Consider the following 22,719-nt stretch of genomic DNA (forward strand, 5'->3'; position numbering starts at 1 on the left):
CGACTCCCTCTCACACCCTCGAAGACAACAGAAGGGCACCACTGTGGAGTTCGCAGAGATTCTGAGCCGCTTTGAGGGTGTGGGGGAGCACGATGACGGCGGATACACCGCGCTGTGCCCGTCCCATGGAGACAGCCGCCCGTCGCTCCGTATCTGGCTCGGGGATGACCGCAAGGTCAGGATGAGTTGCCGGGTCGGGTGCGAGACCAGGAACGTGATCAAGGCCGTGGACCTGCGCTGGCGTGACCTCTTCGATGCGGAGGGGGAGGGGTCCACGGTGGCCAAGGAGCGCCCGGCCTTGGTGGGCATCGCGCATACCGCTGGCCTCCAGTCCTTCGTGGACATTGCCGGGCAGCACTTGCGCGGCACCAGCAGTGACACGGCGGACAAGGCCAGGGCCTATGCGCTGCACCGCTTCGGCGTCACCCCCGGTATGTACGAAGCGCTTGAGCTGGGGCTGAGCGATGATGAGACCGGGGCCAGCCTGCCGTACCTGGGCCGGGGCTTCCTGGCGTACCCCCGCCTGGTTGTGCCGCTGTGCAACTTCGATGGCATGGTGCATGGGATCCAGGGGCGGGACCTGACGGGACAGTGCCCGGGACGCTGGCTGTCCCTGACCAACCCTAAGGGACACCGCTGGGGCCAGTACGGCTACCTGAGTGGCGCCAGCGGCTACGGGGTCACCCTGGTAACCGAGGGGCCCGGAGACGGGCTCACAGCCGTCGCGGTGGGGTACGACGTCGTGATGATCAGAGGCGCCGCCTTGGTGGGCAGTCCGGAGCTTCTGGAGGAGCTGGCGGAGGGGCTGCGCGGCAGCCTGGTCATCGCCTGCGGTGACGTAGATACCTCTGGACAGGACTTCAACGCCAAGCTGGCAGAGGGCCTGCGTCCATTCGGCATAGACGTCCACGCGCTGGCCATTCCGCGACTCGGCCCGAAGACGGACCTTACCGAGTGGCGAGAGCACAACCCGGTCGCCTTCGCTGCGTCCCTCCATGCTGCGGTCAAGGCCGCCAAGCCGGTGGCACTCCCTGAGGAGGCCGCCAGGGTCGCGGTCAGTGAGGAGCTGAGCGAGGCAACCGGATCTGACGTCATCAGCAAGGACCAGGGGATAGCTGCTGCCCGGATCATCGCTGGGCTCCTGGAGAGGTATGAGGCGAGTGACACCATGAATGCCCATGCCCTGGTCGCATGGTGCGGGGGGCGGATCAAGTACGCGCCCGCAATGGGGTTCTTCGTCTGGAACGGGCGCAAGTGGAAGGCTGACCCCGGGGCCGATCTTGTGCGCCAGGAGGTCCACCGCATGGGAGGCGCGCTGGTCCTCGCCGGACGTACCCGTGAGTCGCGCGGCTTCACCATGACGACCAACATCGACAACCTGATGAAGGAGCTTCGGAGCGTCCCGAGCGTCTACATCTCACACACGTCGTTCGACAGCCGTCCGGATCTGCTCAGCTTCCGAAACGGCACGGTGGAGCTTCGGACAGGACGCCTGCGTCCGCACAGCAAGGATGATCTTCTCACCTACTGCCTGGACATCGACTACGACGAGAACGCGCAGTGCCCCCGCTGGGAGCAATTCCTGGGAGAGGTCTTCCCGGACAACGCGGACCTGGTCCCGTACATGCAGCGACTCATTGGCTACGGCATCACGGGATACACCGACGAGCAGTGCTTCGTTGTCTGCTGGGGGAAGGGCGCCAACGGCAAGAGCGTACTCACTGACACTCTGTCAAGTGTCTTTCGCTCCATTTCCAAGACGACACCCTTCGCCACCTTCGAAGAGCGGTCCAGCGGCGGGATCCCGAACGACATCGCGGCTCTCCGGGGCAGCCGCCTAGTGATGGCGTCGGAGGGAGAAAGCGGAAAGCCGATGTCGGAAGCCGTGCTCAAGCGGGTGACCGGCAAGGACATGATCGCGGCTCGCTTTTTGCGGCAGGAATTCTTCGAGTTCAAGCCGTCGTTCCTGCTGATGCTGGCGACGAACCACAAGCCGAAGTTCAGGGGTCAGGATGAAGGGCTCTGGCGGCGCGTCAAGATGATCCCCTTCACGCGGTACTTTGCCCCCGAGGAGCGTGACTACACCTTGGACGCCAAGCTAGAAGCGGAAGCGTCCGGCATCGCCGCGTGGGCTGTCAGAGGGGCTGTCGAGTGGTTCGCGGAGGGCCTGAAGGACCCGGGCAGCATCAGTGCGGCGACGAAGGAGTACAAGGAGACCAGCGATGCACTGGCTGGCTTCTTCCCTGGCATCTTGATCCCTGACGACTCGGCCCGCTTGGAGGGGTCTGAGGCGTTCACGGCCTATCTGGATTGGTGTGAGGCGGAGAACCTGCCCGCCAAGGAGCGATGGACCCGACGAGCGTTCTACGGAGCCATGGAGGAGCGGGGCATCACGAGGGTGCGGACATCCAAGGGCATGGCCCTGGTCGGCGTTCGACTCCCTGGCGCAGTCGCAGGGGCGGGGCCGGGCATCTTTGGCAGCGACTAGGCGCTAGCTAGCCCATCATGGACCACCCCCGAATATTCGGGGGTGGTCCTTCGTGTAGGTCGAAGGGGAGAGCGTGAAGAGGTACGACTACAGGGTTGCTGGTGAGCGGGTCACGGTGAAGGTGCCGGAGGACAGCCACGACGTTCGGGCCTTCCGGATGTGGTTCGAAGGGGCTGACCGGCGCGGACCTGTCGGGCTGGACACGGAGACCACGGGCCTTGACATTTACGCCCCGCACTACCGACTGCGAACGGTCCAGTTTGGCGACAGGCGCACCGGATGGGTGCTGCCCTGGGAGCTGGGAGGGGCGTTCCGGCATGCCGCCAAGTGGGCGCTGGGGGTGGGGCGCAAGTTCCAGATCCACAACGCGCCCTTCGACTGGGCCGTTCTGGACCGGCATGCGGGGGTCGCAATTGAGTCACTGGCGCCTCGCACCATTGATACCCGCCTGAAGGCCGGTCTGGTGGACCCTCGCCAGCCTCAGGAAGGGGGCAGAGGGACTGCCCTCAAGCCGCTGATGAACTGGTACGTGGATCCCCGCGCGGCGGACACTCAAGGCGATCTGACGGCGGTCTTCCGTGAGCTGGGACTGACCAAGTCCACCGGATGGGCGGGGATACCTCTGGACCATCCGACCTACTTGCTCTACGCCGGGCTGGACCCCATCTTCGCCGCGAGGCTTGACGCCTGCCTTGATCGCGAACTGGACATGCTCCGCGTCCGGCCCCGACTGGTTGAGTACGAGCACCGGATAGCCCGCATCTGCGCAATCATGCAGCGGAAGGGCATGGTCCTGGATGTGCCGTACACCAAGGCTCTTGATGCCCGGCTGTACGATGAGGCCGAGGAGTTTGCCGCCAAGGCTGCGCGCTACGGGGTGAGCAACGTCAATGCGCCTGCCCAGCTCCGGGAAGCCCTTCAGGCCATGGGGGAGATCTGGGAGGCAGAGGAGAGGACCGCGACGGGTGCCCTGAAGGTAGACAAAGCCGTGTTGCACCGGTTCGCGGACCTTGACTTTCAGACGGGTGCGCCGCTGAACAGTCGCAGGCCTAATCCGCTGGCGGAGGCCATTATCCGCAGTAAGAGGGCTGGCAAGTGGCGCTCTGCCTACACCCAGACCTTCTTGGAGACGATGGACGCTGACGGGAGGGTGCACGCCTTCATTAACTCCATGATGGCGCGCACGGCCCGCATGTCCGTGACGCGGCCAGCACTCCAGACGCTCCCCTCGGGCGACGCCACGATACGGCGTGCGCTGCTGGCGGAGGAGGGGCACGTGATGGTGTCCACGGACTTCAGTGCTGTTGAGATGCGGGTGCTGGCCGCGCTGGCGGACGTGAAGCAGATGAAGCACGGCTTCCAGCACGCCGACAGCTACCCCAAGGACGAGTACCCGGACGGGTTCGACATCCACATGTACACGGCACGCCTGGTCAAGGGTCCTGGTGCCACCAAGGCGGACCGAAAGATGTTCAAGGGCGCCGGTTTCGGCAAGGTCTACGGCGGCGGCTACAAGGGAGTGGCCCGTCAGACCGGGGCCGATCCTGAGGACATGCGGAGGACCTTTGCTGAGTACGACAGGGTCTTCCCGGAAATCAAGCGCAAGTCCAACCGCTGGCAGCGCGAGGCGTATGAGACGGGCATGGTGCACCTGAGTGTGACTGGCCGACGTCTTCCGCTGGACCGGGAGCGAATGTACGCAGTGGTCAACTACGCCTGTCAGAGCGTGGCGCGGGACTGCCTCGGCCAGAGCCTGATCAACATGGAGGACGCTGGCCTTCTGGAAGCACTCCGGTTGCCGATCCACGATGAGGTACTGGCGAGTGTTCCTGCGGCTGAGGCTGAGGACTACGCCCGGCGCATCAAGGAGTGCATGACCTTCGATCTCTACGGGGTGCCCATCGTCGCGGACGCGGACATCGGCAAGCGGTCTTGGGGCAGCCTCTATGGCGCAGATCAGTAGGTGACACAGGGTGACCGCCAAGTGGGTTCCTGACCACTGGCGGTCACCTTCTTTTTTCGGAGGTGCCTACCGAGGGCACCAATCCAAGAAATTTTGGCCAACAGCCCGTCGAAGGTTGCGTCCGAGCCACAAGAACCCATCCCTGGCGTGTCCGTCACTCTGGCCTCTCATTCCAAGGGATGAAGCGGATTACGCCTTGGATTCTAGGTACAACGACCCGGGCTTCAGGGCGGTCTAACTCGCAAAGGACGTTGACCACCTCCGAAAAACGGAGCAACCTCTACCCCAGCAAGCCCGAAGCGACCGGCCGGATCTTCGGACAAGCGGAAGCCCCCAGGAAGGGGCTTAGCCCGCTCAACCCCGCTGTGATCTCGCAACGGCACTCCCTTGTCTAAATCAGGGTGTGACGGGGGTCACAACTGATCCGGCCCCTTCCTGGCATTCGACTCCCTCGCTCAATCAAGAGCGAGGAAATCAACCAGGAAGGCACGCGCCATGACCACCACCCTGACCATGAGCCAGATACGGGACGCGCAGGCGAACGGGCTGGAGGGCACCAGTGCCGTCCTTTCCGCCATGAGCAGCCGACTGGACCAGCTTGCCGCGATCGCCGCGAACCGCATGACTAAGTCCCTCCACAGCGCGGCCGACTACAGGGAGGACTTCCGGCAGGACGCGGCGCTTGCCATGTTCGAGGCGCTGCCCCGGTTCCAGGGGCAGTCCACGGACAGCTTCTACGGCTTCATGTGGACGACCGTGGAGAGCGTCCTCAAGGACAAGGTCCGGGCCGCGAGGAACCAGGGTGTGGACGAAGACGCCACCAAGGTGTTCGCGGCGATGATGGAGCGCGCTGACAACAACGTCTATCTGGCCGAGAAGTTCGCGCAGACCGTTCCCCCGAAGGGCAAGCGTCTGAGTGCCGACCGGGCCGAGGCTGCCCGCCTTGCCTGGCAGGGCGCCCGTAGCCTGGATGCACCTACCTCCGTCACCCACAACAGCAACGGGCACCAGACGATCGCGGACGACCTGGAGTCCACGTACGGGATCCCGGAGGATCTGGTGACTTCCGAGGACATCAGCGCCGAGGAGCGCCGGGAGAAGCACGCGGTGGTCAACGCCATCCTGGATGTGATGAGCGAAAACCAAAGCAACGCCCTCCGCCACTCGTACGGCATCGGGGGTGTGCGCTGCTACGGAACCGGGGACAGCGGTGACCTGGAGGGGCTGGCCGCTGAGCTGGGCCTGTCGGTGATCCAAGTCCGTGATGCCCGTACGAAGGGCCACAAGGCGTTCGCCAAGCGCTTCATCAAGGCTATGGCCCGCACCGCCGAAGAGGCCCAGGCCATGGAGCAGGCCGCCGCCTCCAACCTGGGACGTGGGGGCCGCAAGTGAGGTTCACCATCAGGGTGACGGATGGCGCGCGGGTCTACCGGCTGGCCCCGCGTCGGGACGGCTACAGAAGTCTCGCGGAAGCGGAGGCCGGTCGTCGTGTCCTCAGGCTCATGTGGCCCGGCGCCACCCTGGAGATTGAGCCGCTGGATGCGTCCTGAGTACGCCGCGCTGTACTGGTCACATCGGAGGGTCAGGGCGGCGCCCTATAGGCGCTCCCAGGTCTTCACCCGCTGGGGAAGTGTCTGTGCCTACTGTGAGGCGCCAGCGGAGCACCTGGACCACGTACGGCCCCTCTCGCGCGGCGGACGGGACGTGGAAGCGAATGTCCTCCCGTCGTGCGCCGACTGCAACCTGTCCAAATCTGATCTGACGCTGGCCGAGTGGGCCAGCACCTTCTAGGAGATCCGCATGCGTACGTTCAATCTACCCTCCGGCTACATCGTGAAGCGCCGGGTGTGCCGCCTCACCCGGGACCGGCTGGAGTTCGAGACGATCAACCCTGAGGGGGAGACGATCAGCTCTGTGTCGCTAGACCGAGCCGACTCGGCCGTTCTTTCGGAGGAGTTGGGGCGCGCATCCCGTTCTCAGGGATGAGTCACCCCCGAATATTCGTAGGTGGTTGCGCGGCACGTGGTCGTGTCGCATAGTGGGTCGGACGGGGACCGGGACGCATCTGGTCCCCGTCTGAAGGAGGCGGAAATGCACAGCGAGACGATCAAGAAGATCGGCAGAGTTGACCTGGTGGAGGGCGAAGAGGGCTTCTTCTTCGTCCACATGGAGGTCATCACGCGGGGGAATGTGCGCAAGATGATCCGGATTCCGCACTGCGCCGCTGATGGGTTGAGGGTGGATCTCGACTGCATCATGGGGGCGATGGAGCCGCAGGCCCGGAAGCTGTCCTGGGAGTCCTGCATGACGTGGTGGCGGGGTCTCGGTCGATGAGATACGCAGGGGCCGCACTGGTAGCCGTCCTGGCGCTTCTCGCGGCTGCCGTGATTTCGGCCAGTCCAACAAGCGATTCGTGGTGCGAAGGCCCGCCCAGGGTTGACCGGGAAGCCCCGCACACTGATAGAGTCGGTCCACGCAAGCACATCACGCCAAGAAGGGGTCATCATGGCTGACATCAAACTGAACCTGATCGAAGTGACCAACGCGGTGCGCATTGAAGGTGCTACCCGCGCGGTTGCCGTGTACGCGGTAGATCTGGTACGCGGGCCGGTCACCATCGTGATGAACGAGGACGGAGCCCGCTGGCTGCGAGCCTCCATGAACGACGCCCTTGGGCCTTGGCTGGCCGAGGACGAAACCGAGTAGCACCCTGGGCTTCCGCTTGGCCACCTCCGAATTTTCGGGGGTGCCTTGCGGGGGCCCTTCGTGTGTGCGATGATCCACGCATGTCGAACGAAGGGGACAATGTGTACACCGTGACCTACACCATGAACGGCGAGCCTCAGCGCACGGAGGGGTTCGAGACGGAGAGGGAGGCAGTCCGCTTCATCGGAGACGTGGAGCTGTACGTCAATATGGAGCTGATCGGGTACAGCGGCAACATCAACCGGGCCGCGTACCGGCGCTAACCGAGGGCCCCTGGCGCAGCAGCCAGGGGCCCATTCTCTTGATCATATACATGCGTGGACGTTACATGTATATCTACGCACGGTGATTCTCTGACCAAAGGACTTTTACATTTCCGTCACAGGGGCCACACTTCTGCTCAACAGGCTGTTGAGGAGTGGACGACTCCGCTTAGCTTGTGACGTACGAAAGAGGCGTGGGTTACGTGGGGGAGTGGTAAAGATGATCACTTGTGTGGACCTGACGCCAGCAGCAAACACCCGGCTTGTAGTGCGGGTACCTACGCCGCTGGGTGCAGGTGGCTGGACGTGGGGGCCGCTGGTAGAGCTGCCCGGGGATCTGGGCCAGGAGTGGGCGTACAGCGACACGGAGGTACGCGCCCTGGTTCACGTGTATGGACGCATGGTGTCTCAGATCGTGACGCGCAGTCAGGTGGGCGCGGATCGATTCAGGGTGGATGCGTGGGGGATGGTCACCGGCCTGTGTGTCGGCATGCGCGAGTGGGCGTGGTCGGTCAGCGCGAGGGCCTTCGAGCCGGTAGGGGAGTACCTGAGCGGGTGGAGGGACGCGGCCCGCGCGTACTACCTGAAGACGGGCAGGATGATCGACCGGGAACGCTTCACGGCCAGCATCGGTATTCCCGCTGTGCCCGCCATGGGAGCGCTGCCATCATCGGCGCTGGCCGCCTAGGGTCGGCGCATGAAGGTGACATGGGTAGTGGAGGGGCGGGGCAGTTCCCGCCGGTCTGTTGAGTCCGCAGAGGCCGCCTGGACCGCCGTCAGGGACGACGTCAGACGGGAGCATGCGCGCATCTGCCCACTGAGGCCCTGTCAGCGCTCCTGGGGGCGGTACACAGCCTGCGGCTGGCGATGCTGACGGACGGACACGCAGCCGTAGTACAAGGGCGCGACTGGGAAGGCGCTGTCGGACCCGTATTGGTGACTCTCTCGCAGGGGCGGTAGCGCCGTACTACCGTGACCGCATGACTGAAATCCAGACACACCCATCAGCGGCGGTCATTGAGGGGCCCGTGCGAACGCACCGGTTCGGATCCATCGGATTCCGGCTGGACGATCGCCGGGCCCCGTTCGCGTGCCGGGCCGCCGCCGCCCATCTGCTCCGGGAGTTCGGACTGACGTGGGTGCCTGACCTTGCCGACGATGTGGCCGTGATGGTCACGGAGCTGGTCACCAACGCCGTACTGCACGCCCGCCCGCTGACCAAGTTTCCGGCGGGAAGCCTGACCGTGTGGCATCCCAACAAGTGGCTGGTTCTCACGGTGCACGACAAGGCCCCCAGGACAGCAGCGGTGACCGCGCCTCACCCGGCGGACATGTCCTGGGGGGTGGGGGAGAAGGGCAGGCGCCCCGGGGCGATCGACTGGTCATCCACCAGCGGGAGAGGGCTGTCCATGGTTCAGGCCCTGGCGCTACGGCACTGCGGACGGCTGGACTGGGCCAGTGACGATGACCCCGTGATGCCCGGCAAGGTGGCCAGGGTGAAACTGCTGTTGCCGGACGTGAGCTGGCCTCACACCTTCATTGACCCGCACAAGTAAAGGGCCCCGGGAGCGACGCATGCCCCCGGGACCCACGTAGACCCTACCCTCAGCCCCAGATCGCGCCTGTGATCTGGGGCTTTCTCGTTGCATAGGTGTTCCCATATCATTCGGCATGGTCATGGGCAACCTCGGGATCACCTCACACGGCGCCTGCATCGTGATCCCGGCCGCCGCGTTCGAGCCGGGGGCGGTGCTCTCCGCCGTCCAGCAGGAGCGCTGCACCTCGCTGTACGGCGTCCCCACGATGTTCATCGCCGAGCTGAACCTGCCCGACTTCTCCTCGTACGACCTCTCCTCGCTGCGCACCGGCATCATGGCCGGATCCCCCTGCCCGGTCGAGGTGATGAAGCGCGTCGTCGCGGAGATGCACATGGACGAGGTGTCCATCTGCTACGGCATGACGGAGACCTCGCCGGTCTCGACGCAGACCCGCCGCGACGACGACCTGGAGCGCCGCACCGGGACCGTCGGCCGGGTGATGCCGCACATCGAGGTGAAGGTCGTCGACCCGGTGACCGGGGTGACGCTGCCGCGCGGTGAGTCCGGTGAACTCTGCACCCGGGGCTACAGCGTGATGCTGGGCTACTGGGAGGAGCCGGAGCGGACGGCGGAGGCCATCGACGCCGGGCGCTGGATGCACACGGGCGACCTCGCGGTGATGCACGAGGACGGTTATGTGCAGATCGTGGGCCGGATCAAGGACATGATCATCCGGGGCGGCGAGAACGTGTACCCGCGCGAGATCGAGGAGTTCCTCTACCGCCACCCCAAGGTCGCCGATGTGCAGGTGGTGGGGGTGGCGGACGAGCGGTACGGCGAGGAGATCCTGGCCTGCGTCATCCCTGTCGACCCGGCCGATCCGCCGGAGCTGGAGGAGATCCGGGAGTTCTGCCGCGAACAGCTCGCGCACTACAAGATCCCGCGTCTGCTCCAGATCATGGACGCCTTCCCGATGACGGTCAGCGGAAAGGTCCGCAAGATCGAACTGCGGGAGAACTACGGGAAGTAGAGGAGACCGGAGGAAGCGGGAGGGTGCCGTCAGGCGGCTTCTATGACGTCGCCGGCGGTGCCCTTCGTGGCCGCCGCCCATTCGATCAGCAGGACCTCGTACGCCGCGGACTCCACGGGGGACCACTCCTGGCCCGCGCGCGCGTCGACGAGCGCACGGATCGCCTCGTTCGCCTCGACGGCCGCGGGGTGGGCCGGCTGGGCGGGGAAGACGGTGTACGACGGTGTCGTGGCGGTGGAATGCCGTGGAGTTAAGACCATGTGCCCCACTCTAGAGCCCGCCACTGACAACACACCGAACAAATGTGTCCCCCTGGCTCGAACGTGACCGATCGCACTCAGTGTGGCCGCCCGGTTTCTGTGAGCTGCGGCACGTCACGGCGCATGCAGACCCGTGGCCACCGGTCCAGGCCGTGCCGGGCCTCCTCGGCGCGGATGGCGCGCAGGCCGTCGGTGAGTCCGGATTCGTTCGGTCGGGGCCGGTCGAGACCGCCCCGGCTGTCCAGGCCGTCCAGAGGATCCGGTCCGGCCCCGTCCGGGCGATCCGGTCCGGACCCGTCCGGGCGATCCGGTCCGGACCCGTCAAGGACGCGGAAGCCGAGCCGGGCGTAGTACGGGGAGTTCCACGGGACGTCCCTGAACGTGGTCAGGGTCAGCGCGGCCAGCCCTTCGCGCACCGCCCACCGTTCGGCGTCGTCGACGAGCGCGCGGCCCAGCCCGCGCCGGGCGGCCGACGGATGGACCGAGACCTGCTCGACATGGGCGCAGCCGTCCACGCGGTCGACGAGCAGATACCCGAGCGGCCGGTCGTCGTCGCCGGTGACGACCCGGGCGCGCCCGTCCGCGCGGTAGGCGTCGAGCAGGTCCAGCGGCGGGGGAGCGTCGTCGGCCACGGCCGCCATGCCGAGGGCGCGGAACGCTTCGCCGGCGGCGCGTTCGATGTCCTGGAGCAGGGGCAGTTCCGTGCTGCGGGCGGTACGGATGTGCATGCCCCCGAGTATCCCGCCCACCGCTTCCCGGGCGACGGGCACCCGGTTCAGGGGCCGGTCCCGAGCAGATCGTGCGCCGGGCCGTTGAGCGGCCGGGGCTGCCCCGTCAGATCCAACACGAAGAGCGGGACGCCGAGCGCGTCGGCCCGCTCCCGGGCATCCGGGGCGTATCCCGCGAGCGAGAAGAAGACCCCGGCCACCGAGGAGTTGAGCGCGTGGAGCCACAGGCACTCGACATCGCGCAGGGTGCTGGGCCGGGTGGTGGCGTCCACCTGGGCGATCGCGCCCGCCGCCCGCAGATCGATCCGTGAGGCCGGGCGCCCGGCGGGCCGCGTCACCTCGCGGAAGCCCAGCCAGGCCAGATACCGCGCGGCGGCACCGACCGCGTCCTGCGTGGACCGGATGGCGAGGGGCCGGAAGGGCGGCCTGGGCGCCGGCGCGGTGCGGGGGAGCGGGATGTGGGAGGGGCCGGTGGCGGGCGGCGTGCCGGGGCGCTCGGACCGGCCTGGGCGTTCGGACGGGGCGGTGTCGCCGGGTCCGCCGCTCGGAGCGGGGCCGGCGGGCCCGTCGGGGCGGCTGGGATCACCGGAACCGCCGGAACCAGGACCGCCGGAACCGCCGGAACCGCCGGAATCACCGGAGCCCCCGGGACGACCGTGCCCGCCGGGGCGACCGGGGGCGGACATGGGCCGGACCGGCAGGCGTAATACGGCACCGCACGGGCAGCACAGTTCGGGCTGCGGCCACTGGTCGTGCCTGCCGCAGGCGTGGCAGCGCACGGTGACCCAGTCGTCGGTCCAGGTGCGGTGGGTGACCGGGGCGGCGGGTGCGCCGCGCAGCAGGGGCGGGACGGCCGGGGCGCCGCAGGGGCAGGTGTAGGCGGGCGGAACGTACGCGTGGTCGCGACGGCAGGCCGGGCACCGTACCGGAACCGCTCCACCCACCTGCTCGCTGTGCTCCCTCTGCTCCCCCTCGTCCACCGCGGGGCTCCTTCCGGCACGCGGACGCGGCCGGTCCCCGCTGTCCGGGGCGGCTCCGCTCCGTGCCCCATGCTCCACCAAGAGCGAGGCCCGGGGCAGGGAGTTGAGCCACTTCGACGCCTCGGCGGGCGGGAGCGCGTAGGCGGCCTCCTTCCCTTGACGCCCGTCCGGCCGGACTTTACATTGACTTCCATATAACAGAATCAAGTTTCCGTCATGCGGAATTGGCGCTCTCAGGTGGCGCGACAGAGCCCGACTCCACCCAGGTCCGAGCAGGAGCACTCAATGCCTCGAATGACCGCTGCCCGCGCGGCAGTCGAAATCCTCAAGCGCGAGGGCGTCAGCAACGCGTTCGGTGTGCCGGGCGCGGCGATCAACCCCTTCTACGCGGCGCTCAAGGCGGCCGGCGGGGTTCATCACACGCTCGCCCGCCACGTCGAGGGCGCCTCCCACATGGCGGAGGGCTACACCCGGGCCCGTCCGGGGAACATCGGCGTCTGCATCGGCACCTCGGGCCCGGCGGGCACCGACATGATCACCGGTCTGTACTCCGCGATCGCGGACTCGATCCCGATCCTCTGCATCACCGGCCAGGCCCCGACCGCCGTACTCCACAAGGAGGACTTCCAGGCCGTCGACATCGCGGCGATTGCCGCCCCGGTCACCAAGTCCGCCACCACGGTCCTGGAGGCCGCCCAGGTCCCGGGCGTCTTCCAGCAGGCGTTCCACCTGATGCGTACGGGACGCCCGGGCCCGGTCCTGATCGACCTCCCGATCGATGTGCAGCTCACCGAGATCGAGTTCGACCCCGACCTGTACGAGCCGCTGCCGGTCCACAAGCCCGCCGCGTCCCGCAAGCAGATCGAGCGCGCGATCGACATGCTGAACGCCTCCGAGCGCCCGCTGCTCGTCGCCGGCGGCGGCATCATCAACGCCGACGCCTCGGACCTCCTGGTGGAGTTCGCCGAACTGACCGGCGTCCCGGTCGTCCCGACCCTGATGGGCTGGGGCACGCTCCCCGACGACCACGCGCTCAACGCCGGAATGGTCGGCCTCCAGACCTCCCACCGCTACGGCAACGCGAACTTCCTCGAATCCGACTTCGTCCTCGGCATCGGCAACCGCTGGGCCAACCGCCACACCGGCAAGCTCGACGTCTACACGGCCGGCCGCACCTTCGTCCACGTCGACATCGCGCCCACCCAGATCGGCAGGATCTTCGCCCCGGACCTCGGCATCGTCTCCGACGCGAAGGCGGCCCTCGAACTGTTCGTGGAGGTCGCTCGCGAACGGAAGGCGGCCGGCCGTCTGAAGGACCGCGCGACCTGGGCCGCCGCCACCCAGGAACGCCGCGCGACCCTTCAGCGCCGCACCCACTTCGACAACGTCCCCCTGAAGCCCCAGCGCGTCTACGAGGAGATGAACCGCGCGTTCGGCCCCGAGACCCGGTACGTCACCACCATCGGCCTCTCCCAGATCGCCGGCGCCCAGATGCTCCACGTCCACCGCCCCCGCCACTGGATCAACTGCGGCCAGGCGGGACCCCTCGGCTGGACCATCCCGGCCGCCCTGGGCGTCGCCACCGCCGACCCCGACGCCTCCGTCGTCGCCCTCTCCGGCGACTACGACTTCCAGTTCATGCTGGAGGAGCTGGCGGTGGGCGCCCAGCACCGCATCCCCTACGTCCACGTCCTCGTCAACAACTCCTACCTCGGCCTCATCCGCCAGGCCCAGCGCACCTTCGACATCGACTTCCAGGTCAACCTGGAGTTCGAGAACCTCAACTCCCCGGAACTGGGCGTCTACGGCGTGGACCACGTCAAGGTGGTCGAGGGCCTGGGCTGCAAGGCCATCCGCGTCACCGAACCGGACGCCCTCCTGCCGGCCTTCGAGGAGGCCAAGAAGCTGGCGGCGGAGTTCCGCGTCCCGGTCGTCGTCGAGGCCATCCTGGAACGCGTCACGAACATCTCGATGAGCGGGACGGACATCGCCTCGGTCAACGAGTTCGAGGACCTGGCCACGGAGCCGGGGCACGCGCCCACGGCGATCAGGCCGTACGCGGAGGCCTGATCCTCAGGGACCGTTGCCCCGCCCCCAAGAGCGCCTACGGACCCTCGTAGGCGCTCTTCCTGTTGTTCCTGGTCATGTGCTGGGCCGGCCGCATGCCCTCGGGGTGCCCCGCAGCGGGCGGCAAGACACCGCGGCCGTTCGGAGCCCGTGCGGACCCGTACGGCGCTCTGCGGTGACGTCCGTGATACTGGCGTGGTCCGTATGAAGAAGTGAGCCGGCGGGGGGCGCATATGGGTAGCTTTCGCGTGAGTCGAGAAACGCCGTTCGCGGAGTGGAGGAAACCGGCGATCGCTGCCGAGGTCTACGCGAGATGTATGACTCCCCGCGGTGAGGTGACCCTGGTCCGGGAACGCGGCCCACGGACCTGTCCGGAGGACCACGCCGATGCGGTGGAGAGCTGGACAGTGTCTCTGCGGGACGAAGAGGCCACGCTCAAGGTTCACCGGCTCGTTGCGGATCCCCGGTTGTTGCGGTGGCGGATCCGGAAGGGCTTCGAGGGTGAGGCGGCCGGGGAACCGTTCCGTTTTACCGGCACGTCCGCGCTGCGGCGCTCCCGCCGATCGGTCACGTATGAAGGACCCGCGATCGATGTCCGGATCGTGCCGCGTGCCTTCGGCCTCCGTCTTGTCGAGCGGGGAGAGGAGGTCGGATCCCGCTCATTCAGCACTCAGTGGGAGCTGCCGGACCCCACGGATCACGCCGTGCTGGCCGTCTGTCTCTTCGAGTGGGCCGGGTTGGAGGATCTGCTCAGGACGCCCGTGCTCCGGGACCTGTGACCGGCTGACGCATGCTTCCTCGTTCAGGACCGCGGGCATGCCTCAACCCGACCGACCCGTGAGCAGGTTGGAAAGGCTCCGTGGCTGGCACCGGGTGGTGCGCGAAGCTGCCGCCGTCCACGAGCGTGGGGATGCCGAGCCGTCCCACGGGGGCGACGGAGTGCGGGCCGGTTGTGGTCAGTCCGGGTCACGGACGGCCCTGACCGTCACCAGCTGGGACGCGGCGAGCCGGTATTCCTCCCCCGACGGCGCTCTTCCGACCAGAAGGTCGTCGAAGAAGCCGCCCGGCACGATGGTGCAGAAGGTGTACGACTCGTCTGCCTGCGCGAGGCAGACCTCCACCGACCGGCCGCGTCGCATGGCCCAGTGGAGGACACGGAGGGCTTCCTCCTGTTCGTTCTCGTACGACCACACCTGGAACCGCCACTCCAGCCGCCGGGGCCGCCATATCGTGGCGTCCACCCTGTACAGGCCGTAGAAGGCGGCGAGCGCGAGAAAGCCGCCGAAGCCGCTCACCACGATCAGTGCCGAGGTGGTCACGGCCTGGCCGGCACTGCGGCCCGAGGCGATCAGGGCGATGGCGACCAGCCCGAGGAGCAGCAGCACTGCGCCGACGAACACGGCGAGGAGCCGCGCCCAGGTCAGGCCTCGGGAGATCACCTCCCCCGAGTGCGGACCGGTGGTCCCCAGGGCCTGGGCCTTGGTCGAAAGCCCGGTGGGCGAGCGTTCCTCGGCGGACGCCGCCCCGGGCCCGCCCCGGCCCGCTGCGGTCTGTGTCACGGCGTCCGCCGTCGCGTTGCCGCGCGAACCTCCCTCGGTCCCGGCGGCCCTGTCCGGCGGGGAACCGTCGGGTGCCATGCGTTCCGTCATCACCGCGTCGGGGTCGACGAGGGTGGCCGCGAGAGGGGGTGCGGCGACGGGCGCCCCCTCGGGCAGGGTGCGGTCGGGCGGCGGCAACGGAAGGGCACGGAGCCGATCACGTACCGCCTCTGCGCTCGCCGGCCGGTGTTCCGGCCGCTTGGCGAGGAGTTCCAGCAGCAAGGTGTCCCATGCGGGCGGAAGCCCCTCCCGGCGGAGGCTCGGCGCGGCGGGCATGTCGTCCATGTGCTGCAGCAGAATCCGCTGCCAGGGCCCGTCGGCAAAGGGCGGGCCGCCTGTGAGCGCGGCGTACAGAAGGCAGCCCAGGGAATAGAGATCGCTGCGTGCGTCGACATCGCTGCCGCCGTCGGCCTGCTCGGGGGACATGTAGGCGACCGTGCCGAGGACGTGGCCGGTGCGGGTCAGTGTCGTGAGGTCGATGCCGGTGGCGTCGAGCCGGGCGATGCCGAAGTCCAGCACCGTCGCATGACCATCGGGTCTGATCATCACGTTCGCCGGCTTCAGGTCCCGGTGCACGATGCCCGCCCCGTGCATGGCCGCGAGCGCCTCACAGATCTCTCCGCCCCACCGGGCGACCTCGGCCAGCGAGGGTCTTCGCGCGGCGAGCACCCGGTTCAGCGGGTCCCCGGGGACCTCCTCCATCACCAGATAGAGCACCGGGCGCCCGTCCACGACCGCTTCTCCCGCGTCATGGGTCTCCACGATGTGCGGGTGGTGAACCAGGGACGCGACCTGGATCTCGCGTCGGAACCGCCCCACCGACTCCGGTGAAACGGCCTCCGCCGACCCCGCCACCGTCTTCACCGCGACACGACGCTGACGGTAGACATCTGTTGCCCGCCACACCGTCCCCATGCCCCCGGAACCGAGCGGCTCCCCCAGCCGGTAGCGCCCCCCGACCAATGCCCCCCGCATACCAACTCCCTCTGGCAGAAAGGACTTTGCGTGCACCCCGCCGGGCTATTGTCGGCTGTGTGCCCCAGCTCCGCCAGAACTTCAAGACCGCTCCGGGTACGAGAGACATGACGCATCCCCCGTTGGCCGGACCCGCCCACAAGCGCCAGGCAGAACCTCGGCCGCTCCTCCCAGGATCCGCCGTCCGGATGCCACGGAGCTGCGGAGTCGGCCCGGAGGCGTCCTCGTTCGTCTGCGCACAAGTGTCGCGGCTGCTATGCGATCACAGCGCGTCTCGCACACGGGGCGGTGACGCGCGCCTATAGGCCGCGTAGAGGTCGCCGTAGGCTTCCCAACAGTCGATGCTGCCGTCGTCGTACAAGCTGCCCATGTACCAGTTCATCGTCGGCGGCATACTTCACGAGACACAGGGGATCTCGCGCAGCAGATCACCGCGCTGCTCGCGGAAGGCCGGCACAGCGACGCGGGTCACGTTTTTCATGACGAGGGTGCAGGGCATGCCCGGCCTCGCCGTGTTCCTCATGAGGCTCATGCCGAAGATGTGGGCCAACCTCACCAAGCCGGCCTGCACGCTGCTCTACGACATCGCGGTCATGGTGATACCCAGCAAGGCAAGCCGCTCGATGCCGAGGAGTGGAAAGGGGTGGCGGTGCCCACCCGCGTGCTGACCGGTGGCAAGAGTCCGGCCGCGTTCCGGCGCGCCGCCCCCGCCGTCACCGAGATCCTGCCGCAGGCCGACCACCGCACGCTGCTCGGACTCAACCACGGCGCCGTCGTCATGGCCCCGAAACCGACCAGGACGTGATCACAGGCATGACGATGCTGCAGTCGGAACTGGGAGACAGTCTCTAATGATCAACGGAGGCCATACCTGGCCGCGTGCGCAGGCTACCGACGACCGACGCTCCCATGCATGATCACGCTCCACCGCTGGAGTTGTCACCCAAGAAGGGCCTCTCGCGCCGCCCGACACCAGATGGATTGTTGTCGGAGGGTGAAGCCCATCCGGTTCCAGTGAAAGAGGATGTGTCGTGCGAGGACGGCGCGCTTGCCGATGCTGAGTTGGTTTGCTTCGGTGGTCTCCGCGAGGCGTTGGCCGTGTTGTTGCAGGGCCTCGATCCACGGACGGACGGGAGTGAGGGGACCGTCCGCGAGGAGGGGGCGGGCGTCGGTCAGCAGGAGGCGCTTCGTGGGAGCAGTCATGGCGCTTACCTGTTGCGGCATCACATCGTCGGCCAGGGGACGCCGCTGTTCGACACGGCCCCATACGTCGCCCTGCTCGCCGGCTTCGAGTCCGGCCGCCCGCATGAGGAGCGTCATGGCCAGGAGTGATGTTTCCTTCGGCCCGAGGAGGCCGGAGAACTCTCTCTCGTAGACGCCGAGGTAGGTAAGGGCCCCTTCGCTGTCCGCATGAAACAGGGCATGTGCCAGCGGTAGTCCGGTCAGGCCGCCGAAGGCGATCGTCTCCGGTTCGTACAGGGCGGGGTGCCAGTTCGCGGTCACACCGTAGGACACTGACCTGTTGAGGGCCTGGGCGACGTGGTCGGCGACGTCCTGCGTGGTCGCTCCGGTCGCGGGGTGGCAGCGGATCCGCCAGTGCGGGGCCTTCCGTACGAACCACCACAGGCCGATCGGTCCGCCGGGGCGGAGGCTGGGAACGATGTGGGACCGGAAGATGCGTTCGGCGCGGTCGTAGTCCGCGAACCGGATATTGACCTGGTGCCAGCCGGGGCGCGCTGTCTCCAACGAGGCCCGGCCCGCTGCTTGGTAGTGCTCCACCGCCTCGGCGAGCTGTTCGGCGGGGACGAGCGCTGTGCGTGCGGCGTCCTCCACGGGTGTGCCATTGAGGACGCGATGGACGGCGTGCTCGACGCGGGCCGGGTCGTGGTCGGTCATGTCAGGAGGAGGCACGTGTCCCACTGCCCCTTGGGTGTGGTGGCGGCTGCGGCGTCCTGGTAGGCGAGGGCCGCGCCCGAGCGGCCGACGAGAAAGCCGTTCTCGTCGGGGACTGCGGCCAGCAGGTATCGCTCCAGGAGCGGTTCGAAGCGGTGGCCGCACTCGCTGGGGTTGTCGGCGTCGGCTGCGACGCGCTGCACCGTACGCAGGAAGCCACCGACTCCGTGGCAGAGCCCACGGTCGGTCAGCAGGTCGAGTTGGCGGGTGTCGGCGAGGCAGCGGACGAGGGCTTCTTCGGCCATGTGTTTGCGGTGGGTGTCGTCCAGGACGATGGCGGCGAGCTGTTGCGCGCGTGCGAGCCCCGGTGTGCCGTAGCACCAGCTCGGCGCGGCGGGCCGGGAGGGAGACGCGCCACGCTGACTGATCCAGCGCGGCCAGCGCAGCCCGCAAGCGTCGCTCTGCCGGATCTGGTCGAGCCATCGGCAGATGCGTTGGATCGCCTGCTCCTGACGGTCGGTGTGCACGCCCGCACGCATGGCGAGGGAGAGCAGGGCGAGCGGGCCGGTGATGCCGTGGGCGAGCCCGGCGTTGGCGTGCCCGCCCGGGGTGGTGCTCTGATTGGCGGCGGGAGCGTGGCCCACCCACCAGCCGGGAAGTGTCTGCCCGGCTCGGTCGGTGAGCGGTTCGGTGAGGCGGACCAGATAGTCCAGGATGCCGCGCAGTTCGGCCCCGTGGGGCTTGCGGAGAAGGAGCAGGGCGCCGATCCCGGTCAGGCCGCGCAGCAGGTCGTACTCGGCGAACGTGGGGCGCCGGCGCGCGTCGATCCGGTCGTGCGCTGCCGCGAGCCGTGCGTGGGTGTGCTCGGCCACGATGTGGTCGAGGGTGTGCAGGGCCCCGGCATAACGGTTGCTTCCGTCGGCGGCCAGGTGCAGGGCGAAGGCCATCGCCGGAGCGCCGAGGAAGAGACAGGCGTCGCCGCCCTCGATGAGCGGGCCGGTGGCGGCGAGTACACGGTGGACCTCCGTCCAGTCACCCGCGCCGCGCAGGGCGCGCTCGATGTGCAGCAGCACCGTACTCATGGGGCCATGTGCGAGGGACTGGCGTGCGGCCAGGGAGGTGTCGGAGGTGGGCGGGACGATGGTCATCGCGCGGCTCCTTCGGTGCGGACGGTCCAGGACAGCGCGGCGGCGCGGACCATGCGCCGGCACAGGGCCTCGGCGCCGGGGGCGATTCCGGCGGCACGGTTGTGGTGCATGTGCAGGAGGGACGGCAGCACGCTTTCCGGGGTGGGGCCCGGCCGCAGGAGCTTGCTGTGGTAGCGGGAGAGGGCGTTGCGGCGACGGGCCCAGGCGTCGCGCACGTCGTCGCCGCCGGGGAGGTCGCTCAGAGCGGCGCCCGGGTCGTCGTTGTCGGTGAGCCGGAGAACGAGAGCCTGTGTGCCCCGGGGGGCCGTAGCTCCGTCGCCGCGCAGAAGGTGTGCTGCCAGCCAGACGTGCGCGGCGCCGGGGGAGCCGAGGAAACCGGTGGCGATGTCCATGTACGAGGCCGCCGTGATGGCCGGGCTCAGTTCTTCGGGCAGTTCGAGGCGCAACTGCGCCAGCGCGGCATCCGAGTCGGCGGCGAAGTAGTCCTCGGCGGCGTCCAGAGCAGCGCCGGTCCCAAAGCGGCCGGCTTCGGGAACGTAGGTGTCCCACTGCACATGCTGGATCAGACCCTCCTCGCGCAGCGGGTCCGCCCACCGGGCGACTTCCCGGGCCGCATTGGCGAAGTCCCCGGGCCGGGGAAGACGGAGTCGGATACGGAGATGAGGGTCGGGGTCCGCGTAGCGGACGAACCACGCTCCGGGGTCCGGCAGATCATCGACGAGTTCCGAGGAGCCTTCGTAAGCCAGGGTCTTCCGGAACACGGCTGCCACGTCGTCAAGCAGGCGCGGCAGGTGAGTCCGGAGTACGTCGTCGGCGCGTTCGGCGCTCCCGTACAGCTTCAGGTACCCGGTGTTCGCCGTGCCCGGGACCTGGCCGTCCTTGCGCCGGGCGACCGTGTGCCAGAGGGGCGCAGGGACAGTCGGCTGGTCGGCGGCGAAGGACATGGTCACCTCGTGTGCACGGCCGATCCAGCCGTAGGCGCTCTCTTCCGGCGCTTTGTGCAAGGACAGGGTGCGTTGGCGTTCCAACTCGGCTCGCAGGAGATCGCGGTGGCCGGCCCGGTCGAGGTCCAGGCGGAGCTGCTGGTCTGTGGAGCCGGCGAACACGGTTCGCGGCAGGCCGTAGCGGATACGCCAGTTGGCGAAGTCCTCCGCCCACCGGCCGGCGTCGGGAAGGTCGCGGGCGCGCAGCCGCCAGCAGGCCGCCGACAGGACGGTGCGGCCGTAGCGGACTTCGGGAAGAAACGGCAGCCGGGCCGCGACACCCCAGGCGAAGGGCAGGGGGATGGCGGTGTGGAAGCGGTGGACCTCGGTCAGGAAACGGACCAAGGGGTGTGTGGCGGAGCTCAGCTCCACCGCGCTCATCACCGAGGGTTCCAGGCACCGCCCCGTGGAGAGGGAGACGAGGTAGAGGCGTTCGGCATCGGCGACGACCCCCAGGTCGTCCAGTCCGAGGCCGGCGTCCTGGTTGTGCTCGCCCACGGCCAATGCTTCGGGGGCGACGAGGGGAGCGCGTCCGACGTTGGATGTGTGCCGGCGCAGTGGGGGTGAGGAGACCTGAGCACGAACCGCGCCCTCGGTGAGGGTCGGCAGTGCGCGGTACGCATCCGTCATCCGAGCCTGGTCGGCGGTGTCCAGCATCGGCAGGAACCGGCCGGTGAGCGTGCCGGCCGCGAGGGACAGGCCGACGGTGGAGAGGGCGAAGCGCCCCTCCGTCAGCGCGCGGGTGGACTGTGCGAAGACGGTGAAGCACAGTTCGACGTGGGCCGGGATCGCCGTGGGTTCGCCGACGGACAGCGCGTCGATGTCCTCTTCGGTGAGGACGATTTCGCGCCGCTCGGTCAGCGCGGCGTCCTGCGCGAGGGCAAGCAGGTGTTCATCGCGTGGCGTTGTCGCAAGTGTGGGGCGGGGCAGGACCGTGCCGCGGTATCCGACGGGGAAGCCGAGGCCGGTGTCGGGGCTGGTCAGCTCACGGACAGGGACGACGGTGCCCATGCTGTAGCGCTCCAGGAACCGCGCCCGGTAGTCCTGCCAGGCCGCCGAGCCACGTGGATAAGGCGTGATCCGGACCATCAGGCTCAGAGCTTGCTCCGCCTCCCGGGCCACCGCTTCGGGCAGGACGACGTCACCGTCCGGGCGCACGTTCACAACCAGGGCCTGCTCGCCGACGCCGCTGAGTGCGGACATCGCGTCGGTGGCCTGCGCGCGCAGGCCCGGCTGTTCGGCGGGACGCGCATGGTCGTGGCGGCGCAGCAGGCCGTGAACGTCGCGCAATCCGTCGGCCGTTGAGACGTCGGCGCCGCTCTCGTCGATCCGGGCAATCACGTAGCCGAGAGCGTCAGGGGCGGTCATCGGCGCCGGGAGTTCGGTCAGCAGCACCCGGTGCGCGACCAGCGCGCGGATCATGTCCTCGACTGCGGCCTCGGCGACCGCCGGGTACTCGATGCGGAGTTCCGCCACCAGGTCGCGGACCCGGATCGGGGTGCGAGCGAGCCCCAGGGCCACATCGGCGGCACGGGTGCGGCGCAGGCTGGTGTCCGTCGGCCCGTCCTCGCCGGGCTGGTTCATCACGCTGATTCGGGAACCGCGTACGACGCAGGTGGGGTCGGCGACGACCATAAGGCAGCGCAGCACGGACATGTCGCGCTCCAAGGCGGTGGTTACTGCGTGCAGCCATGCGGATTCGGCGCGCGCGGTCGCGCGGGTCAGCGGGCCCCAGCGGACGTGCGCCTCCTGCCCGATATGTGCGACAGTCGGCCCGGCGAACAGCCCGAAGGGGGTCGCCCGGTAACGCATCCTGAGCATGTAGCGGGCCAGAGACCGACTGAGTCGGCGAAGACGGCTGGGCTTGATCGGCTTGCCCGCCAGCAGGCCCCGGACGGCGTGAGCCAGCAGAGGCGAGGCGTGGCTGATGGCCGCCGCGCGGGAGCCGTCTGCCCAGACGTCCTGAATCCAGGCGACGGTCTTCTCGATGCCGGCCTCCTCGCCGGGCCAATCGAGGGCGGGGGCGGTGAGCGGAACCACTGATGCTCTGATCATGCTCGCGTCTATGTGGCGGTACATCCGTACTCCTTTCGGATTGC

General features: G+C 68.2%; 18 protein-coding genes and 2 pseudogenes. 13 read left to right on the top strand and 7 right to left on the bottom strand.

The genetic code is table 11. The features are described from left to right. The first annotated feature begins 43 nt into the window (after positions 1-43). The 10 genes and pseudogenes from ACWCXC_RS15660 to ACWCXC_RS15705 form a co-directional block, all read left to right on the top strand. On the top strand, positions 44-2,488 hold the full coding sequence (locus ACWCXC_RS15660; RefSeq protein ID WP_450889165.1) for a DNA primase family protein: 2,445 nt from the start codon (positions 44-46) through the stop codon (positions 2,486-2,488). A gap of 73 nt (positions 2,489-2,561) precedes the next feature. Next, positions 2,562-4,451, top strand: coding sequence for a DNA polymerase (locus tag ACWCXC_RS15665; protein WP_450889167.1), 1,890 nt, complete (start codon positions 2,562-2,564; stop codon positions 4,449-4,451). Between the two features lie 513 nt (positions 4,452-4,964). After that, positions 4,965-5,843 (top strand): hypothetical protein, encoded by an 879-nt coding sequence (locus ACWCXC_RS15670; protein WP_450889169.1) that lies wholly within the window; start codon positions 4,965-4,967, stop codon positions 5,841-5,843. 147 nt (positions 5,844-5,990) lie between these two features. Continuing rightward, a complete protein-coding gene (locus tag ACWCXC_RS15675; RefSeq protein WP_450889171.1) occupies positions 5,991-6,242 on the top strand; it encodes an HNH endonuclease in 252 nt (83 codons plus the stop codon). A gap of 300 nt (positions 6,243-6,542) precedes the next feature. Continuing rightward, positions 6,543-6,785 carry a hypothetical protein gene (locus tag ACWCXC_RS15680; RefSeq protein WP_450889173.1) on the top strand — a complete coding sequence of 81 codons (243 nt, stop codon included), beginning with the start codon at positions 6,543-6,545 and terminating at the stop codon, positions 6,783-6,785. A gap of 171 nt (positions 6,786-6,956) precedes the next feature. Continuing rightward, on the top strand, positions 6,957-7,157 hold the full coding sequence (locus tag ACWCXC_RS15685; RefSeq protein WP_450889175.1) for a hypothetical protein: 201 nt from the start codon (positions 6,957-6,959) through the stop codon (positions 7,155-7,157). A gap of 80 nt (positions 7,158-7,237) precedes the next feature. Then, entirely contained in the window at positions 7,238-7,420 is a 183-nt protein-coding gene (locus ACWCXC_RS15690; protein WP_450889177.1) for a hypothetical protein, read from the top strand. 232 nt (positions 7,421-7,652) lie between these two features. After that, positions 7,653-8,108 carry a hypothetical protein gene (locus ACWCXC_RS15695; RefSeq protein WP_450889179.1) on the top strand — a complete coding sequence of 152 codons (456 nt, stop codon included), beginning with the start codon at positions 7,653-7,655 and terminating at the stop codon, positions 8,106-8,108. Between the two features lie 292 nt (positions 8,109-8,400). Then, complete coding sequence (locus tag ACWCXC_RS15700) at positions 8,401-8,976, top strand: ATP-binding protein (RefSeq protein ID WP_450889181.1); 576 nt, start codon at positions 8,401-8,403, stop codon at positions 8,974-8,976. Between the two features lie 106 nt (positions 8,977-9,082). Next, positions 9,083-9,988, top strand: a pseudogene (locus ACWCXC_RS15705) (AMP-binding protein); the annotation flags it as partial. Positions 9,989-10,017: 29 nt separating this feature from the next. Here ACWCXC_RS15705 and ACWCXC_RS15710 read toward each other — a convergent pair. The 3 genes from ACWCXC_RS15710 to ACWCXC_RS15720 form a co-directional block, all read right to left on the bottom strand. Beyond that, complete coding sequence (locus ACWCXC_RS15710; RefSeq protein ID WP_450680396.1) at positions 10,018-10,248, bottom strand: hypothetical protein; 231 nt, start codon at positions 10,246-10,248, stop codon at positions 10,018-10,020. A 77-nt stretch (positions 10,249-10,325) separates the two neighbouring features. Beyond that, positions 10,326-10,976 carry a GNAT family N-acetyltransferase gene (locus tag ACWCXC_RS15715; protein ID WP_450889183.1) on the bottom strand — a complete coding sequence of 217 codons (651 nt, stop codon included), beginning with the start codon at positions 10,974-10,976 and terminating at the stop codon, positions 10,326-10,328. Positions 10,977-11,023: 47 nt separating this feature from the next. Then, positions 11,024-11,920, bottom strand: a complete 897-nt coding sequence (locus ACWCXC_RS15720; RefSeq protein ID WP_450889212.1) for a hypothetical protein — start codon at positions 11,918-11,920, stop codon at positions 11,024-11,026. A gap of 321 nt (positions 11,921-12,241) precedes the next feature. On the opposite strand from ACWCXC_RS15720, the gene gcl reads away from it, so the two are divergent. Together gcl and ACWCXC_RS15730 are read left to right on the top strand one after the other, a co-directional pair. Then, positions 12,242-14,026 carry a glyoxylate carboligase gene (gene gcl, locus ACWCXC_RS15725; RefSeq protein ID WP_450889185.1) on the top strand — a complete coding sequence of 595 codons (1,785 nt, stop codon included), beginning with the start codon at positions 12,242-12,244 and terminating at the stop codon, positions 14,024-14,026. Between the two features lie 245 nt (positions 14,027-14,271). After that, positions 14,272-14,802: a hypothetical protein gene (locus tag ACWCXC_RS15730; RefSeq protein ID WP_450680392.1), complete on the top strand. Its 531-nt coding sequence runs from the start codon at positions 14,272-14,274 to the stop codon at positions 14,800-14,802. 177 nt (positions 14,803-14,979) lie between these two features. Here ACWCXC_RS15730 and ACWCXC_RS15735 read toward each other — a convergent pair whose 3' ends face one another. Then, the gene (locus ACWCXC_RS15735; RefSeq protein WP_450889187.1) at positions 14,980-16,596 is read right to left on the bottom strand and encodes a serine/threonine-protein kinase; all 1,617 of its coding nucleotides are present in this window, start codon (positions 16,594-16,596) and stop codon (positions 14,980-14,982) included. A gap of 412 nt (positions 16,597-17,008) precedes the next feature. Here ACWCXC_RS15735 and ACWCXC_RS15740 point away from each other — a divergent pair. After that, a pseudogene (locus ACWCXC_RS15740) lies at positions 17,009-17,401 on the top strand (alpha/beta hydrolase); the annotation flags it as partial. Positions 17,402-17,535: 134 nt separating this feature from the next. On the opposite strand, the gene ACWCXC_RS15745 reads toward ACWCXC_RS15740, so the two are convergent. The 3 genes from ACWCXC_RS15745 to ACWCXC_RS15755 are packed head-to-tail and all read right to left on the bottom strand — an operon-like array spanning position 17,536 to position 22,699. Further along, entirely contained in the window at positions 17,536-18,492 is a 957-nt protein-coding gene (locus tag ACWCXC_RS15745; RefSeq protein ID WP_450889189.1) for a thiopeptide-type bacteriocin biosynthesis protein, read from the bottom strand. Further along, positions 18,489-19,637, bottom strand: coding sequence for a lanthionine synthetase C family protein (locus ACWCXC_RS15750; RefSeq protein ID WP_450680389.1), 1,149 nt, complete (start codon positions 19,635-19,637; stop codon positions 18,489-18,491). Before ACWCXC_RS15750 ends, ACWCXC_RS15745 begins: the two co-directional genes overlap by 4 nt. Further along, on the bottom strand, positions 19,634-22,699 hold the full coding sequence (locus tag ACWCXC_RS15755) for a lantibiotic dehydratase (protein WP_450889191.1): 3,066 nt from the start codon (positions 22,697-22,699) through the stop codon (positions 19,634-19,636). The genes ACWCXC_RS15750 and ACWCXC_RS15755 overlap by 4 nt, the downstream gene beginning before the upstream one ends. Between the last annotated feature and the right edge of the window lie 20 nt (positions 22,700-22,719).

The organism is Streptomyces sp. NPDC001515, from assembly GCF_053597115.1.